14 protein-coding genes are annotated in these 16187 nt (G+C 46.9%); 6 read left to right on the top strand and 8 right to left on the bottom strand.

All coding sequences use genetic code 11. The annotated features are described in order from the left end of the window. Window positions 1-10 precede the first annotated feature (10 nt). Window positions 11-679 carry a TIGR00266 family protein gene (locus SBG41_RS09215; protein ID WP_317895252.1) on the bottom strand — a complete coding sequence of 223 codons (669 nt, stop codon included), beginning with the start codon at window positions 677-679 and terminating at the stop codon, window positions 11-13. Between the two features lie 108 nt (window positions 680-787). Here SBG41_RS09215 and SBG41_RS09210 point away from each other — a divergent pair, with 108 nt between their 5' ends. Together SBG41_RS09210 and SBG41_RS09205 are read left to right on the top strand one after the other, a co-directional pair. Continuing rightward, window positions 788-1573, top strand: a complete 786-nt coding sequence (locus SBG41_RS09210; protein ID WP_317895251.1) for an RAD55 family ATPase — start codon at window positions 788-790, stop codon at window positions 1571-1573. 147 nt (window positions 1574-1720) lie between these two features. Next, window positions 1721-2722 (top strand): cation diffusion facilitator family transporter, encoded by a 1002-nt coding sequence (locus tag SBG41_RS09205; RefSeq protein ID WP_317895250.1) that lies wholly within the window; start codon window positions 1721-1723, stop codon window positions 2720-2722. Window positions 2723-2732: 10 nt separating this feature from the next. Here SBG41_RS09205 and SBG41_RS09200 read toward each other — a convergent pair whose 3' ends face one another. The 3 genes from SBG41_RS09200 to SBG41_RS09190 form a co-directional block, all read right to left on the bottom strand. Continuing rightward, window positions 2733-3947: a thiamine ABC transporter substrate-binding protein gene (locus tag SBG41_RS09200; protein WP_317895249.1), complete on the bottom strand. Its 1215-nt coding sequence runs from the start codon at window positions 3945-3947 to the stop codon at window positions 2733-2735. Between the two features lie 284 nt (window positions 3948-4231). Beyond that, entirely contained in the window at window positions 4232-5110 is an 879-nt protein-coding gene (locus SBG41_RS09195) for a carbon-nitrogen hydrolase family protein (protein WP_317895248.1), read from the bottom strand. Window positions 5111-5263: 153 nt separating this feature from the next. Beyond that, window positions 5264-7396, bottom strand: coding sequence for an ATP-binding protein (locus SBG41_RS09190; RefSeq protein ID WP_317895247.1), 2133 nt, complete (start codon window positions 7394-7396; stop codon window positions 5264-5266). Between the two features lie 302 nt (window positions 7397-7698). On the opposite strand from SBG41_RS09190, the gene SBG41_RS09185 reads away from it, so the two are divergent. Next, window positions 7699-9048, top strand: coding sequence for a radical SAM protein (locus SBG41_RS09185; protein ID WP_317895246.1), 1350 nt, complete (start codon window positions 7699-7701; stop codon window positions 9046-9048). On the opposite strand, the gene SBG41_RS09180 is transcribed toward SBG41_RS09185, so the two are convergent. Further along, window positions 9045-9896, bottom strand: coding sequence for a Rossmann-like domain-containing protein (locus SBG41_RS09180; protein ID WP_317895245.1), 852 nt, complete (start codon window positions 9894-9896; stop codon window positions 9045-9047). The two genes, SBG41_RS09185 and SBG41_RS09180, sit on opposite strands and share 4 nt — an antisense overlap. A 198-nt stretch (window positions 9897-10094) precedes the next feature. On the opposite strand from SBG41_RS09180, the gene SBG41_RS09175 reads away from it, so the two are divergent. Beyond that, on the top strand, window positions 10095-11000 hold the full coding sequence (locus SBG41_RS09175) for an MBL fold metallo-hydrolase (RefSeq protein ID WP_317895244.1): 906 nt from the start codon (window positions 10095-10097) through the stop codon (window positions 10998-11000). Window positions 11001-11360: 360 nt separating this feature from the next. Continuing rightward, window positions 11361-11555: a hypothetical protein gene (locus SBG41_RS09170; protein WP_317895243.1), complete on the top strand. Its 195-nt coding sequence runs from the start codon at window positions 11361-11363 to the stop codon at window positions 11553-11555. Window positions 11556-11586: 31 nt separating this feature from the next. Here SBG41_RS09170 and SBG41_RS09165 read toward each other — a convergent pair whose 3' ends face one another. Further along, window positions 11587-13557: an HD domain-containing protein gene (locus SBG41_RS09165; RefSeq protein ID WP_317895242.1), complete on the bottom strand. Its 1971-nt coding sequence runs from the start codon at window positions 13555-13557 to the stop codon at window positions 11587-11589. 354 nt (window positions 13558-13911) lie between these two features. After that, window positions 13912-14178 carry a hypothetical protein gene (locus SBG41_RS09160; RefSeq protein WP_317895241.1) on the bottom strand — a complete coding sequence of 89 codons (267 nt, stop codon included), beginning with the start codon at window positions 14176-14178 and terminating at the stop codon, window positions 13912-13914. A 210-nt stretch (window positions 14179-14388) separates the two neighbouring features. Between SBG41_RS09160 and SBG41_RS09155 the strand changes: the two genes are divergently transcribed. Next, window positions 14389-14838 (top strand): hypothetical protein, encoded by a 450-nt coding sequence (locus SBG41_RS09155; RefSeq protein ID WP_317895240.1) that lies wholly within the window; start codon window positions 14389-14391, stop codon window positions 14836-14838. Window positions 14839-14841: 3 nt separating this feature from the next. Here the strand turns inward: SBG41_RS09155 and coaBC are convergent, their stop codons facing one another. Next, window positions 14842-16098, bottom strand: a complete 1257-nt coding sequence (coaBC, locus tag SBG41_RS09150; RefSeq protein ID WP_317895239.1) for a bifunctional phosphopantothenoylcysteine decarboxylase/phosphopantothenate--cysteine ligase CoaBC — start codon at window positions 16096-16098, stop codon at window positions 14842-14844. Between the last annotated feature and the right edge of the window lie 89 nt (window positions 16099-16187).

Here is a 16187-nt window from a genome sequence, read left to right as displayed (position 1 = left end):
GCCAAGGTTCTCAGCGATTACTCGAGATATACTTGCTTAGGAGCCTAGCAAGAGGAGGCAGTATTCTTGTCTGAACATACACGGTCGTAGGCCCTTCAACCTCTATAACCAGGCCCTCACCGCCAAAGAACAGCGTCTTAAGCCCACCTATCTTCCGTACATTATACCTCGTGTATGCCGGCATGGCCACGAAGTGATAATTATCAATAACAAGTCTCTCCCCCTCACCTACATTAACCTTCTCGATCGCGCCATAGCTCGATACCCAAAGCGTCCCAGAACCCTTCGCATTAAGCCAGAACAGCTCACCTTCAGCGATGAGACCCCTAAACCCAGTAAACTTAGCACCAATATCTATGTCGCCGCTATGAGCCAGATAGCTCGTATCCTGGATTATCCACTCGTCTCCTCTAAGATCTATAGCTTCTATATCGCCCGGAAGTGGCGGTACAAACCATATCTCGGCAGAGCTCTTAGCGCGGTATGTGTTTATGAAAAAGCTTTCTCCCCCGAGCAATCTCCGTGCAAGCGCTTTTGCAAGTCCACCACTACTAGTCTTTACTTCGACATCTCCTCGTAGAAGCATGAGGGCACCTGGTTCGGCATATACCTCTTCCCCGGGCTCTAGGAAAACTTTAAGCACAGTATAAGCAGGATCATGTTCTTTGACCCATCTCATAGTAAGACATCTCCGTAGAATTGATGCGACTTGTAAACCAATATGTATTAGGACGTTGTAACAATATATACCTCTCTGAACCCATAGTAGCTAAACGGTAAGCCTAGGATGCCTCATACCGACATGGTTAGTTTTGGAATCCCTCTTCTAGACAAGCTACTCCCCAAAGGCGTATGGCGTAGCAGCTTCATGCTTCTCGCCGGTGAGGGTGGAACAGGTAAATCATATATTCTCCACTTGCTCGCTGCCAGCACCCTTAAGAGAAATGAGCCCGTTGTATATATCGCTCTAGACGATGACCCTAAGGACATTGTCAGCTCGCTTGAAGCTAAGGGCGTAGATGTAGAAAACTACGTAGAGAATAAGATGTTATTGCTCGTAGACGGCTATGGAGGCAGGTATGGTTATGAAACGAATACCCACGTAGCTGAAAGACTGCGTAGCCTAGACATTCATGCAGCAGTGTCAACTATAACCCGCGTACTAGACTCGGCAAATATTAGTGGAAAAGGCATAGTGGTTATCGATAGTCTGAACCCATTCTTCCAGTGGCATGAAACTAACATGGTATACGACTTCGTCAACATGGTTAGGATATTGGTTTCTAAGAAGCGAAACATACTCGTCGCAGCGACTCTGCACACACCGACACAGCTGTACGCGGACATAGCTGCGACAATGGAGTACATGGTTGATGTCTTCATAGTGCTTCGTTACCACTCAGCAGCGACAGAAGCCGGGTACCCTGTTAAGGAAATATTGGTAAAGAAGGCAAGGGGTACGCCGGTCGCTTATGGCTGGGTTCCCTTTATGATAACAGACCAAGGCATTGAAGAAGTTAGGATAAGGTATAGATCGGCAGAAGAAGGCGAGAGGCAAGGAGCACAGCAATAGTTATGCCTATGTAGCTCTAAGCTTATTGACTTGAACTGTTTTGGACCCATTTGTACCTCGTCCTGGCTATCCAAATAGATATAACGCGAGGCTGGACTGGTAACAACAGTTAGTGGCATTGCTTCTTACACGGGTGTGTAAAGGACTATGGTTAGGAGAATAGCGGTAAGAAAGATACTAGTGGCCTCAAGGGCTGTGAGGACGACCTATGTGGTTGCAGCGGCCTCTCTAGTCTTCTCCATTATCGGCCTCATGCTCTATGCTATTACAAAATCCGATGTAGTATTGATGGAGGGTCTTGTATGGCTTGTTGAAGCCATGTCTTTCGGCGGGCTCGCAGTAGCGTTCAAAATAGCGGCTTCTCGCGCTCTAATGTATAGGTCAAGATACGAGGTCTTGAGGTTAGAATCACTAGCTGTTCTCTTAACATCTCTAGTCGCTCTTTTCGTCATAGCAATAGTAATAATACGGAACATGATGAGCCCGCACGAGCGTGTAACCCCCATAATATTCTCTATCTACTTGTTCGGAAGCGGTATTGCCAGCCTATTGCTTGAGCGCTATGCTCGCAGAGGTTTAAGGATCATAGGCCTTAGGATTGTAAGTATAAACGCCATCTCGGAGAAACTAAGCCTCGACTTCCTACTCGAAACCGGCGGCGGTGCAGCAATCGTTGCGTCAAACCTCCTTAAGGAGCCCATTATAGAGGCAGTTACATCGATAATAATGGGTCTCTATGTGGCCTACGGCGTTCTCGGTATTACTCGTGAAGCAGTATATCATCTTATCGGAATAACGCCTTACCATGTGTACCGCGAACTCAGAGCAAAGGTGCTTTCAACACTAAGACAAGCAACAAGGTATAGCAGAGTGCGGCGCCTAAAAATAGAGAGCTATGGAACATTCTACGAGGTTGAAATGTGGCTGGAGGCTCCTCCGGGCATAACACTTGGTACAGCACATCGCGAATCAATGAGAATAGCGCATAGGATAGTGCATGAGATCCCCGAGGTTCTCCGGGCACTCATAGTATTTGTACCATCAAGGGATGCGGCTCCACCGCCTCGTAGCCTCAAAAGATATACGAAGAAGAGAATAAGAGAAAAACAATCAACGGATAACGAGAAAAGACGGAAGACGGATAGCTAGGTCTTCGGTGCTAGCCGCTCATAATCTTTAGCCAAGCCGCCAGCCACTTCTCAAGATTCTCCGAAACCTTGCTCGGAGGCACTAACGTGTTGGCAAGCCTGTCAACATCTTTCTCCGTCAAGGCGTACTTGTAGAAAGCCGGTAGCGGTACATCCTGTCTCGCAGGCAGCATCCACTGGTTTTCGGGAATGAGGCTCTGAACCTCTATGCTTAGAAGCCAGTCAACAAACTTCTTGGCAGCCTCCACGTTTGCGCCCTTGATTATCGCAACGCCCTCGACCTGGACCCATCCATACTTCTTGTCGCCAAGAGCTAAGACAGTCGCATTAATACTTGGCGTCATCGGCTTACCATGCCTCATGTTCTCCCACGCACTATATGCCGGGTCCGTACCATAGCTAACGACTATGGCACGTTTGCTCCCCGTTCTCAGAAACTCGTTGAAGGCATCGCTCCACGATCCTAGTACGAGTATGTTGTTCTTCTTCATAGCGCTCCACAGCTCTTCCCAGTTCCTGCCCGCTTTCTCTGACAAAGCTATAGTATAGAGAAGGAAGTTGAGGCCCGGACTACTCTTAGTCGGATCCTCAGTAACTATCCTCGGTGCAAGCCTGACTAGTTCATCGAGGCTAACACCGTCCTTAAGCATTGTAATCTCTTCAGTGCTTAGCCTTGAAGGATCATATACCAGCGCAATGAGTCCATAATCTATGGGCGTCACACATTCATCAGGGTCAAGAGCCTTAACTAGCGCTTCATCCGCACTCGGCGATACGTAACACTCAAGCATATTGTTCTTCTTAAGCTCAACGACCAGCAAGCTATCAACGCCAATTATCACGTCGGCGGTCTTAACTCCTTTCTTGTACTCACCTATGGCGGTAGTAACCATTGTTCTAGCGTCGTCGAACTTTCTTACCTCAACCTTAATACCAGTAACGCGTTCAAAATCCTTAACAAGTTTGTCAAATAGCTTCGGATCCTCGCCCCACGCCATGAAGTCACTATAAACATATACAGTGATCTTGTGAGCTTTCCCTTGTCCCGCATTAGTAATGGTCTCCGTCTTGGTAACCGTAGTTGTTGAAACCTTGCTGCCTACGGACCCTGTTACGGTAATAGTTGTGGTTGTTGACTTGCCACTGACTCCCCCGATATAATAGCCTACAATGCCTGCAATAATTGCAACAATAACGACGACTGTAACAAAGGCCCCTCTACTCATAGCCTCACCTCTCTCCGTGTCCATAATATTTTGTACAAGGACCTCAATAAATAGGTTAGCAAAGCCAAGATAATCCGGTTATAAACAGCAGTGTTCTCTGTAACGTACTCTACTCGTAACCTAACGATGAAGCGTAAAGTAGTCATATTAGTACGCTACCTATTAAGTAAGCATAGAATCTGAGAACTAGAGAATACTGAATACTGCGAGCTAGGCACGGGTTGCTGCTACTAACATTGACTTATAGTAGTGTACCAGCTAGTGGAGAAACTCTTGTTATGCCTTCATGCCGTGTTTTCTCCGCTTCTAAACTTTGCTACTAGATTTTCAACAAGGCTTTCTTTTGCAGCCTTACATAGTATAGTTGAGATAGTTTTTGCCTTTAGTGATGCCTCTATGATTTCCTTCATGTTGCTTGGCTTATCCATTACCTCTACTAGGAGGAAGGTGTCTTTTGGCTCATTTATCTCTTCGACTATGCCGTTCTGGGGATCAATGACCATTGTGGGTATATCTATCACGTTCTCCACTGTCTCGAAAGCGCCTCCGACAGCGAGGATTGGTACCCGGTTCTCTATGCTTCTGGCGAGTAGGCTTAGCTTTACCTTGTTCACGTCTTCTCCGGGTCTAAGAGTCGCTATCATGGCTGTTGCTCCGGAGAGGAGGAGAGCGCGGGCTATCTCGGGGTAATAGATGTCGTCCTCTGCTAGTAGGCCCATCGCCCTGCCTGCGTCATTAAATACAACTATTTCCCTGCCGGGGCTGATCCCGATATCTTCGTCAACGATGTTGGGTGCGATTTTCCTATACTTTGCGAGGAGGGCGCCGTTCGGCATTATTATGAGAGTTGTGAGGAACATTTTTGGCCCTGCTCTCTCAACTATTGGGCCAGCCACAATGTATATGCCGTTCTCTATGGCCATCATGGATAAGTATTCATATGTGCTTCCCGGTATTCTCTCAGCTTGGTTCCTCGCTATTGACTGATTACGAGTACGTGGATAGTAGAGAAAGAAGGGGCCCGTGTTCACGAAGGATGGGAGCACGGCAAGATTTGCTCCTTTTAAGGCAGCATCTCTTACGAGCTTTCTTGCCTTCTCCAGATTGCTTTTCTTTGCCAGGGGTTTGAGCCTCATATGTATTAGTGCTACAGTTATGGTCACATTACCTACCTCCATGATGCGGGCTAGCCGTCATGGGTCCCGGCTATTAGAGCAAGCGGGGGTAACACTTCTGCACGATAAGTTAGTTTAGGCTCTGCGTTAAAACCTCTTGGCCGCTTGCCTCGAACCCATGTAGCAAAATGCTTAAATACTCTATAATAGGTCGGACCATGGTTCAGATCTAGCTTCAGCTCCAACCGGGATCACGTTATCAAGTACAGCCCTGATAAGCACGGCTACAACATGGCCACATACGCGGTTGCCACAGCACGAACAATAAGGTGTGCGCGAAGCAATATCGATTCTCACCTCGCAGCTCCTACCGTCATGGTAGATCACCTCACCATATATGACGCCCACCTCGTCGTTATAGCTCGCCCAAACGCTTTCCCGGACAATTAAGCGCAGTGCCTTGTCTACATCCTTGCTACCTACATCGAGCCCCGTTAGCTCCGCTAAGGCTTCTGCGAGGTCACGGTACTTCTCACCGGTGAGCGCCGATATCTTCTCTAACGCATCTTGCTTCATCTCTTCTAAAAGCTTCATATCGCTCCTAGACGCACCCCAAGCCTCCACAAGGCTTATGTCGCCCCCGCTATAGCTCAGCACGCGATCCCTTAACCTCATCATTATGGGTGCAGGCGACAACGGCCCTACTACTACCGCCTCTCCAGTGTTCAGGCCAGGAAGATTGTCGAGAAGATCTTGGCTTACCTGCTCACTCGAATCCCTTATTGCTTCCTGGTCCCGGGGATTAACTATACGAAGAATTATCTGGCCCTGGAGCTGGCTAAGCACGTCGGGGTCGATGCGGCTAGGCCTCTGAGTAATAGCCACAATGAATACACCAAACTTTCTACCCTCTGAGGCAATTGTTGCGACAATGTCGCGACTACGCGTCTGCTTCTGGGACTTCGGAGGAACGAATCGGTGGGCCTCCTCCAGCACGACGACGACCGGATATGGGTAGCTCTCCCCAGGTATCCTCCTAAGGTAGCGCAACCTAGCGGTGAAAATTCGGTAGAGAATATTGTATACAAGGTGGTCTTGGACCTCTGCCCTCAGTCCAGCCAGGTTAACAACCGTGACCGTGCCCGGTTCCAGGAGGACATCAAGCGGGATAGTCTTTACGCCGTAAACTCCTATGCGGAGGAGTTCATCAAGATACCGGATCGCGTCATAGCCCGGCGAAGTATCCCTACTGAGGCTTAGCCATAGCCTCCTAATGCCCTTACCTATCTCCTCGTCCGAAGCAATTAGTTCCTTAAGCCTCTTCTGTAACTCCTTAAGCCTCTCGTTCTCCCAGCCGGTTTTAAGGGCGAGCCTAGTCACCAAGTTCTGCGCAAAAACGTCAAGCCTCATATTGTTCTGCATTCGTGTTATCTCCATAGCGTCTATCGCAGACTGTATTATCTTTATTATCCCGCGCAGTCCCCTCCAACGAGGATCACCCGTAGCCTCCGACATCCATGCAGAGAGCCTCTTCGCGCCATAGATTACGCTCCTAATACGATTAGCCTTTGAAGGTATACCGGCTATAGTTGCAAGCTCTTCAGCAGACATGTCAGCAATGCTGACCCGATACTGTAGGTCGCCTTCCTGCTCCCGGTGCCCTTTTAGAACCCTTACGGCGTTTTCAAAGCCTTGGCCAAGACGGTACGCGGTTCTCTTCATAGCAGCGTACTCGCCATGCGGATCCAAAACAACTATTGTTGCTCCTTTCTTCAGAAGCTCCTCTATGAGAACAACACTTGCCCATGTCTTGCCCGCGCCGGTAGCAGCTATAATGGCTACGTGGCGCTTTATCCCCTCTAAGTCAAGAAATGCTGGCACACTCGGCCTAGAAATCAAGTATCCGACATGGAGCCTGCGTGGCTCCTCTACAGAGTAAAACTCCTTCAGCAGGTCATCAGGGGCTAGGTAAACCCATGAGCCTACGGGTGGTGCATGCCTTGGATAATATATGCCTCCGCGCCACTTGTACCCAAGAACCTTTGCGGAAGCGATGACTGTGTCGCTTCCGCGCGGCAGGGAAAGATTGCGGAGCACTGGCCAAGGATGCTCCGGGGAGACGCCTAGTGCGAGGCGCCGAATGCTACGAATCTGTGCGAGAACCTTGACCGTGACTGGCTCGTTTTCACCTGGTGGGACCTCTTTAGCCTCAATGTATACGTAGTCATAGAGTCGCGGAATATTGTCAGGGTCTGCTGTGAAAACAAAATAGTCCGGCCTGGCATCGCCTGTAACCATGCCTACAGGTCTCGCAACGTTTGTCTGTCTCGTCATCTCGTCATTCCTCTGTAGCGCGGCTTGTGTCTATTCCTGAAAAGAGTAGCAGGGTCTGACTCTGTGGCTGCAAACCATTATCATAATAATGATGGTATTACCTTATCTATTATCCTATCCTTAGTAGGAACAGCCCTAAGTACAATAACAAGACTATGAAGCAAGTAGTCAAAATGCCACGAGAACCCGTACCCCTGCGAGTCACCGAATAAATACACTTTGGGAATTTCACTCACAACATGGATTTTTGAGAAAAGCACGCTCTACTAGCTGTTAAGGCCGGCCAAGGGAGGCAGTAATAAATGGCATGTATTGCAGCTTGTGCCCAAGTTCAAAAAATAGGTCAAGAGACAAACGGTATACCTAAACACGTACAGCGCCTCGGAGCACTCCTAGGCAATATGGTAACAAGCTGCACCGAAGCATTTTTCAAAAAACTAATAGGCAGCGATGCTGATCGAAACGAGCACGCGAAAATTATCAGAAGTATTGAGAAAGGAGTGTATGCACTCTATATCCATATGCCGTTTTGCCATAAGCCCCTTTGCAAGTTCTGCTGCTTCGTAAAATACCCCTATGACCCAAATCGCTACACAATGTACATGTCTGCATTGAAGAAAGAAATAGCGTGGCTCGCATCGAGCGCAGAGGATGCGAAGATACGTGTAGTCTATATTGGAGGAGGAACGCCGTCTATAAACATCTATGAGCTAGCCGAAGTGGTAGATCTGCTAAGAAGCTACTTTGGCCACGGCCTCGATGTGTCTGCAGAGGCTAGTCCAATAGACATAGACGATGAGGCTGTCTCTGTACTGAGATCTGCAAAGGTTTCAAGGCTAAGTATAGGTGTCCAAGCACTTGATGATAAGCGCCTTGTAGAGCTAGGCCGCTTACACCACAAGGTAGAGCATTCCTTGAAAGCCATTGAAGCTGCGCGAGGAAAGTTCGATACAGTGAATATTGACATGATTTGGGGCGGGCGCAACGATACCGTGGAGAGAATACGAGAAGAAGCCGATAGGGCTCTCTCGCTTGGAGTGGACCAGGTAACGTTCTACCCTCTCATGCCCGCACCCGGCCTGCGCAAGCTCATGATGCTGCGCTCTGAGGGGCCCTGGCACCCGCTGGACACTGAGCTCTACGAGACAATCGTGCAGGAATCGCTCAGACATGGTTATGCACCGTCAACTGCTTGGTGCATGAATCGCGGCGCAAGGCTCATTGATGAGTACATAGTTGATTATGATAAGTTCTTCGCCCTAGGCGTGAGCGGAATAGGTAGGCTCGGTAACTATGCATATGCAAATACCTTTAGTATTGAGAAGTATGTTAAGCTTGTGGAAGAGAGGGGATTCTCGGCGACAAAGGCTCTCTACGTCTCGCCTCTAGAGGACATGCTCTACTATGCCTCTACACAGATCTTCGGCCTCCGCTTCTGCCCGTCAACGCTTCTCCAGCGCTACGGAGAACTAGGGGCAAGATTTGCCCGCCTACTTGTAACCATACTAAGAGCGCTAGGGGAGCACAGCGACGAAGAAGGCTGCTACAACATAAGGAGACTCCACACCCTCTACCTTGCACACGTAATGCAGCGCGGAATATACATGGGAGTCAACATGTTCCGGGAATGGGGGCTAAGGACCCAGGCCTAGACGCGCATATATATCCTCGGCAAGAAAGGAGCCTTGGCTCCTTTCCTCCGAAAGCTATGCAAACCTCCGCCTCCCGCCACATGCCAGCGAACCATGTTGCACATGCTGGGGTCTATATAGACTCCCCCGACAAGTGTCGCCCCTAGCTTCTTTCCGAGCAATGGATGGAAACTCGACGTGGGTCCCACGAGTACTCTTTCGCGTGCACTTAATGCGGCCTTAAGCTCCCACAGCGTCAGCTCTGGGTAGAGTAGTGCGCTCCCGCTAGCAACTACTATGGTTGCCTTCTCTAGATAATGCCTAGCCTCGTCGCGGCCTATAACGGTGAAGCCTTTGTTCTTAGCGTCTCTCGCCGCCTCTAGGTAGAGATCCTCACTGATCTCAGAGACATAGACGTCTGCACCGGACTCGAGGAACTCGTCAACAACGCCCCTCATGTATCCAAGTACGACTACCTTGTCGCCGTGCCCCGCTCCAACAATATCGGAAAGCCTTTTTTCAATAATCACCGGCGGGTCAAGGGACTCATAGATCCAAGCCATTGTCGCTGCATTAATGGCCGCCAATGCTAGTGACGCTGCACCACGCCCAAACCCCCTCTCAACAAGGCGTGCGAGAAGACGGGGAGTAGCCTCCTCTAACACGTCAACTCCTCTTCCTAGGTCGTACCCCGGGACATATGCTACTCCACACCAGCCTCCAACGAGCTCAACGTACGAGTAACGGGCCCCGAGAAACGCGTCAGCTACACGTAGCCCAGCCCACTTGCGGAGAGCCGAGTCAAGTACCTCCCTCATAGCCTTGCCTAGAATGCGCCAAGCGGTGGCAGCATTCAGTGCTTGCTCCAATGCATCACACCTATACGAGTATAGAGGAGGAATTGGTTTACGCCGCCCGAGTGGATCCCGCCATCATCCTGGATCGCGGGGGGCTGCCCCGCTGTCAGGCGGGTGAGCTGCCCGCTCATGCTTGGAGAGTAGCTGCGGGAGCCTATAACGTTACCACTTATAGGTGAAGCAGTACGCCAAGCGGTGAGGGGTCCAGAAGTGGCGGCGAAGCCTAGACGCTTAGGAGATAGGACGTGGGCTCTACCCGGGAGCCCTAACACGGTAATAGTAGGCCTTGGCAATGGCTCGGCGATGATCATTGACCCCGGTATAGGGGATGATCGCTCTTCCCTCATTTCTGCGAGTCTAGAGAAGCTAGGCTTACGGGCAACAGTGATCGCGCTAACCCATGGCCATACAGATCACTTGGCTGCTGCTCCTCCCCTGGTATCGGAATCAGTACAAGTCTTGGCTCACAAGTACTGTGTGCCTCTCGTTGAGAGCCTTGAGACACGGTTCAGCATAGTCTATGGCGGAGTTATTAGCAAGTCTCTCGCCTCAATGCCCCCCATAACGCTGAGAGTGTCCAGGGCCTATTGGTGGGGCGAGGAAATAGCATCCGGCGTGAAAACAATAGATCTTCGCGGCCATAGCCCCGGGCATAGCGGGATAGTAATTGAAGACGATAAGGTTATTGCAGCAGGTGACGCGATTCTCGGTGAGAAGGTTCTGGCCAGGTTTGGGATACCCTTTGCGCTGAATCTGCGCGAGTGGAAGGAAAGCCTGCAGGTATTAATGGAGCTAGCAGAGTCTGGGTACAAAATAGTCCCAGGCCATGGACCCATAGTAGAGGGTGGGAGAGCAAAGGCAATGATAGAGGCCAATATCGCCGCCGTAGACAAGGTAAGAAACTATGTACTAGAGACGATAAGGTCGCATCACCCGATAACTATTGACAAGCTAGCAGTAATCGCTACACGAGACCTCTCAGCGGCCGAGCCTACTCCGCGCCAAGTGCTCCTAAACCGTACAGCGCTAGTCTCTGTTGTGGCTTGGCTCGAAGAAGAAGGCCTAGTTGAGCCCGTTACAACCGATGAAGGAGTAGCATGGAAACCTAGAGGCTAGAACAGCAAAAACATGTCATTGCTCTCTTAAACCCCCTTTTGCCCCAAGCTTGTCCTCGAAGAAGTCAAGGATGATTTTTATACCCCTTTAAGCAGTGCTTGAGCTTTTTGCGTATATCGTTTTGCGGTCCTCATTTTGCAAACCCTGCAATGGGTCTGTTAGAATGATGTAAAGAATATATAACTATAGATATAAAGACTTTTATCTATATATTATATTTTTTACTTATTTCTCTAAGTTTTATAGGTATAGTGTAATACTGATTACTGTTGAAGTTACTTCAGAAAGCGTATTATTCGGGGATATTTTTGGGCAGTACATTGATAACGTAACAACTTCCTAGATAATAATGGTGAAAAAATGCCTAGCATATTAAAGTTCTTAAGAGAAGTTTCACGTAATGGTGGAAAGTTTACCCTTTACGACTTTATAGAAAAGACTAAGGTAGATGACGCATACACTATTTTAAAGCAGCTTGAGAGATGGGGGTACATAGAGAGGATAGGTGATAAAGAATATCGCATCGTGAATGAGGCGTTAAAGAATATAGCTTAAGTTATGTATTTTTGTTTATTATCTTGTTTATTCATTTGGTATCTGTTATTAGAACATCTTTGATGCAGCTTCTTGTACATTTTTCAATAACTCTTCTATTAAGGTCTTTGTAATAATATACATATAGCTGTACATGTGTTTTTTCCTCCTCGTCTTGTAGACGTCGAAGTTCAGATAATTCATCTATATGAACAATTCTTATAGAATCACCTCTATAGGTCCAAATCCTAAATTTCCCCTTAAGTTTGGGGAGTCGAAGAACAGGTGCTAGGGGCTGTATGAGTATCCCGAAAACTTCTTTACTATCGTAATTATTTTTCTTAACACAATTCTCTATGCATTGTTGAAGTTCTAAGCTCGTTTCTTTTGTATCTAGTAACTTTATTCTAAGCTTTCCATTTATATCCTTTATATTTATTTTATTATCATTATTAAATAAGCTTCTAATAAAGCTCCAGTACTCACTTCGGTGCTTCCATAATGGTCTAATTTCTTTTACATTTTCAAAAATTTCTCTAAGCATTATTTCTAACTCTTTTTCAATTTTTTCAAGTTTTTGATTTCGTATTTCTTTTGTTAGTATGTATACATATATATTTTTCAAAAATGAAAAAATCCAGGCATCATCTAGAGAAAAAAGCACAGCAATAGCTTCTCTAAATTTATGTTTGTTGCAAAAATCAAATAATCTTATTAATTTCTGAATATAGTTTTCTTTTATATAATTCCTTATATCATTATATTTATCAGGTAACGAATCATAATACTTATATAATCTTATCATTTTAGTTAATATTTCTGTTAATAATTTTTCTAATAACATTACTCTATGATGGCCTATTATATTTCGATAGAAACGAAATAAAGCTTTATGAAGTTCTTCAATTTCATGCAGCGATTTTGCGGCGGGTAAGATGTAGAGGTTAGGACTGCTAGAATCCTTTACGAGTCTGTATGTGGTGATAATTCTGTCCTCATTAAATGACATCTTTACGCCGCTATATAGTGATGCTCTTTTAACATAGTCTATTTTATCACTATCAACTTCATTATCTAAAATTTGGTGAAGCGTTTTTGAAAATATTCCTAAATCAACATTTATTTTATATTCATTGTTTTTATGTAAAAATTCAAGAATATTATTTACTGCAGTATCGCTTTTATCTCCTAAAATAATGAGCGCTGAGGATAGAGCTAACATAGCATGTACAATTGCGTCGTAAACATCTTCAAGCGGGGCTGGGCATTTTTCCTCGCTATCCATTTCTCTTAGAATTCTTTTATATTTATTACCTAGTAGTTGTAAAACAATAATAATGCTTAGCGTTTCATGAGGTTTCAGTTGCGTTGAAAATAGCTCTCGAAAATTCTTATATGATTCAAATAAATGTTTAATTTCATTTATATTATTATGCATGCTTTCTAATTCTTTATATATTTGGTCAAGTGCATATTCAAATACATGACTTAAGGGTAAATGACCCGCGTCATGTAATAAGCTTGCAATTCTAAGGCTTTGTAAGCTAAACAATAGGTAGGGTTTAAATTCATCACTTACATTTCCTGGTATAAAGTAATTGAGTACTACCTCGGGATTTAATATCCTCTTGAGGACTTCCTTCAGATCCTCTGATGTGTACTCTTTAGCACAGTAAACCTCTTGACCTGAAGGTGATATTACTTTTAAATCATCATTTATTATTCGGGCATATTCTTTGACAAACTCCCTTATCTTTTCATAAAATAAGTGAAGGGTCTGATCATCTGTATTAGCAAGAGAATAAAAGAATATTTTACTACTTATGTGCATTACACCTATTGAGTGTGAAAATCTAGAGATTCTGTCTCCAGGAAATACGCGAAAAACTAAGGAGTTTTGTAGTATATCGTGGAGTCTATTAAATATGTAATTTGAGATTATTTCATGTTCTATGCTAGTATACGGTATTGTTCCATGGATTGCATCATGTATTAGCTTTGGTTTAACAGTCTTAATAGTCACGCTACATATTCACCTGACATATTCTGCTTCTAGCGCCTAATATTATCTTTAATATGATGGACAGTTTAATATTTTATACTTGTAGACTCGTTATTTAAGGATAATCTAAAGTAATATGTTTATTATTAAAAATATTGAAACTAAATTTCTACTTTTAAGAAATTATAAAATAACGCGCTCTAGAAGGTGTTTAATTAATCTCAATAATAGACGTTCATTATGGTTAATTTATGAAATACGTATGTCTGCTCCTTAGAGCTGAGTATTTGTTTAGATTTTTATTTAAAGACAGTTTTACAGTAGGTTAACTTGTGCTTCGCCGCCAAGACGATAAGTATAGAGATTACTTCACCCTTATTCTTCCGTCAAGGCTCTACGTGACGCGAATACAATCTTTTCCTCGTCGTTGCTCCAGCGCGGCGACGAGTCGCTCTCGCTCTGTAGGACAGCCAAGGGCTTGGTGTCGCTAGCCCTATAGATCCAGATCTCTTTCAAATACTTGTTTTCCTTGAGCCGCGGCCTTATAGTTGAAACGGCGATGTACCTGCCTTTCGGCGAGACCTGGGGGTCACCAACGTGGGTTAGGAGCGAGAAGTCCTCGATGCGCAATGTTCTCTGCAAGGATGTTTACCGTGGTGAACAGTGTTGTGCTTTGACTTACTTTAACGTGTTGTTACTGCATAGTTCCATAGCGGTGGTTGCCGTAAGGAGTGGGGCGCATCACAGTAGTTAGGTAGTACGGTACTATCTGGAGAGCGCATATCAATTCTAATGATTACCTTTATATCTAGGCAAGGATGGCTATCACTATTAAACATGGGGCGTAGAGATATGGCCCTCGAAGCGGCCCGAATGGAGCTAGAAGAGGAGCTAGAGGAGCCGCTAATACCTTCGGAAGAGCTGGCTGAGGAACTGGAAGAGGAGAAGAGCGGTGTCCCCGGCGGCACAGCTGCAATAACAGTGTGGACTGCCAAGCGCGGCCGCGTATACGAGAAGAAGCAACAGCCCCCGTTCACGGTTGAAGTCCCCAAGATGCGGGCATGTGGAGAGAGAGCACGCCCCCTCATATCTAAGGCTTTTGAACTCGCAGTAGCTGAGACAGGGTATAGGATCCTCGTCTTATGGGTGCCAGAGGACCCGTTCACTGGCCAGGTCTACTACTTGGTGCCTCTCAAGATGAGGCTCCGCAAGCGCAGGACAACATGCGTTAGAGTCTTCAGAGACATAGATGACGCCATAGCTTATGCGATGAAGCCCCCGAGAGGCTCTGAGCCAGCTTAATCGCTACCTCGGCCTAGGTCCCTCAGTCAGCAGTTTTACCGCATGATTTAGTATTCTTCTCGCGACGAGCCTCTTATGCATCCTAGGTATCTCAGTCGCGCCTCCTCTCCAATCAACTATGTAGACGTGATTAGTCTCCGAGCCAAACCCAGCGCCTGGTTCACGTATATTGTTCGCCGCTACTGCGTCAAGCCTATACTTCTCGAGCTTCCTCCTCGCCTTTACGAGTAGTTCCTCCACACTGCTCGCAGCCTCCGCGGCAAAGCCTATGTGCACAGCATTAGGCTCAGCTGCAACAGCCTCCGCTATTACTTTAGGGGTCTTGACTAGCTTCAAGACAAGTTCCTTGTTGCTGCTTGAATCTATTTTTCCTTCGAGCTTCTCCGACGGCTTGTAATCACTTATGGCTGCAGCGTAGAGTCCTAGGTCTATACCTTTAGCGTGCTCGCGTACAAGTCTTAGCGCATCTTCTGCACTTACAAAATTGTATGCCTCTACATAGCTTCTCCACTGCGGTGGTAAAGCCGTGCAGAGGGGGCCGTGGAGGAGGACAACGTCTGCTCCTCGCCACCGCGCCTCGAGAGCAAGGTAGACCCCCATTTTTCCGCTCGACGGATTAGTTAGGACCCGGACTTCGTCTATATACTCCCTTGTAGGCCCAGCAGTTACTAGCACCTTCTTGCCTCGTAGGTCAACTCCGCGCATAAGGATAGACTCTATCCACCAAGCAGCTAATTCTACGGGAGGATACTTTGCTTGTTCACCCTCAATAACGGGCTCCATTACGTAGAAGCCTTGTCTCCCGAGCTCGTCTAGGAGCCTCTTAGATCTCCTCCACATACCTAGGTGCATGGCCGGAATGAGGAGTACTGGCTTCCCGAGGCCTGCTGCCTCCTGAACAGTTGCCGAGACAGGTGTTGAGGCCCGCAGCTCAGCTATCTCTGCCAACGTATCTAGGCTGGCAGGAGCAACAACGACTGCGTCGCAGAGACGCGAGAGCGTGACATGCTCTATTGCGCCCGTGAGCTTTGTTACAACAGGGTACCCGGTAGCCCACTCAAACAGTGTTGGTGAGACCAGCTCGGTGGCCGCAGGAGTCGTAACCACGCGTACCCTTGCTCCAAGCCTCATAAGCGTGCGAGCAAGGTCTATGCTACGATAAATCGCGGCACTCCCGGTTACTCCCAGCACAATACATTTGCCTCTTAGCTCGCCCTCGTGCTCGTCGATAATCGATAGGCTTGGGTGTGGTAGACTCACCCTCTACACCCTTGTAGAGAGGATTAAGGCTCATGAGCCGTGTATAGCTCTTTTGCCGCAGCACATGCGCAGATACCACTACGAATTAT

The sequence above is a fragment of the Pyrofollis japonicus genome (assembly GCF_033097485.1).
Taxonomy (GTDB): Archaea; Thermoproteota; Thermoprotei_A; order Sulfolobales; family Pyrodictiaceae; genus Pyrofollis; species Pyrofollis japonicus.
Note: the sequence above shows the minus strand (reverse complement) of the source record. Positions and strands in the feature narration are given on the sequence as shown.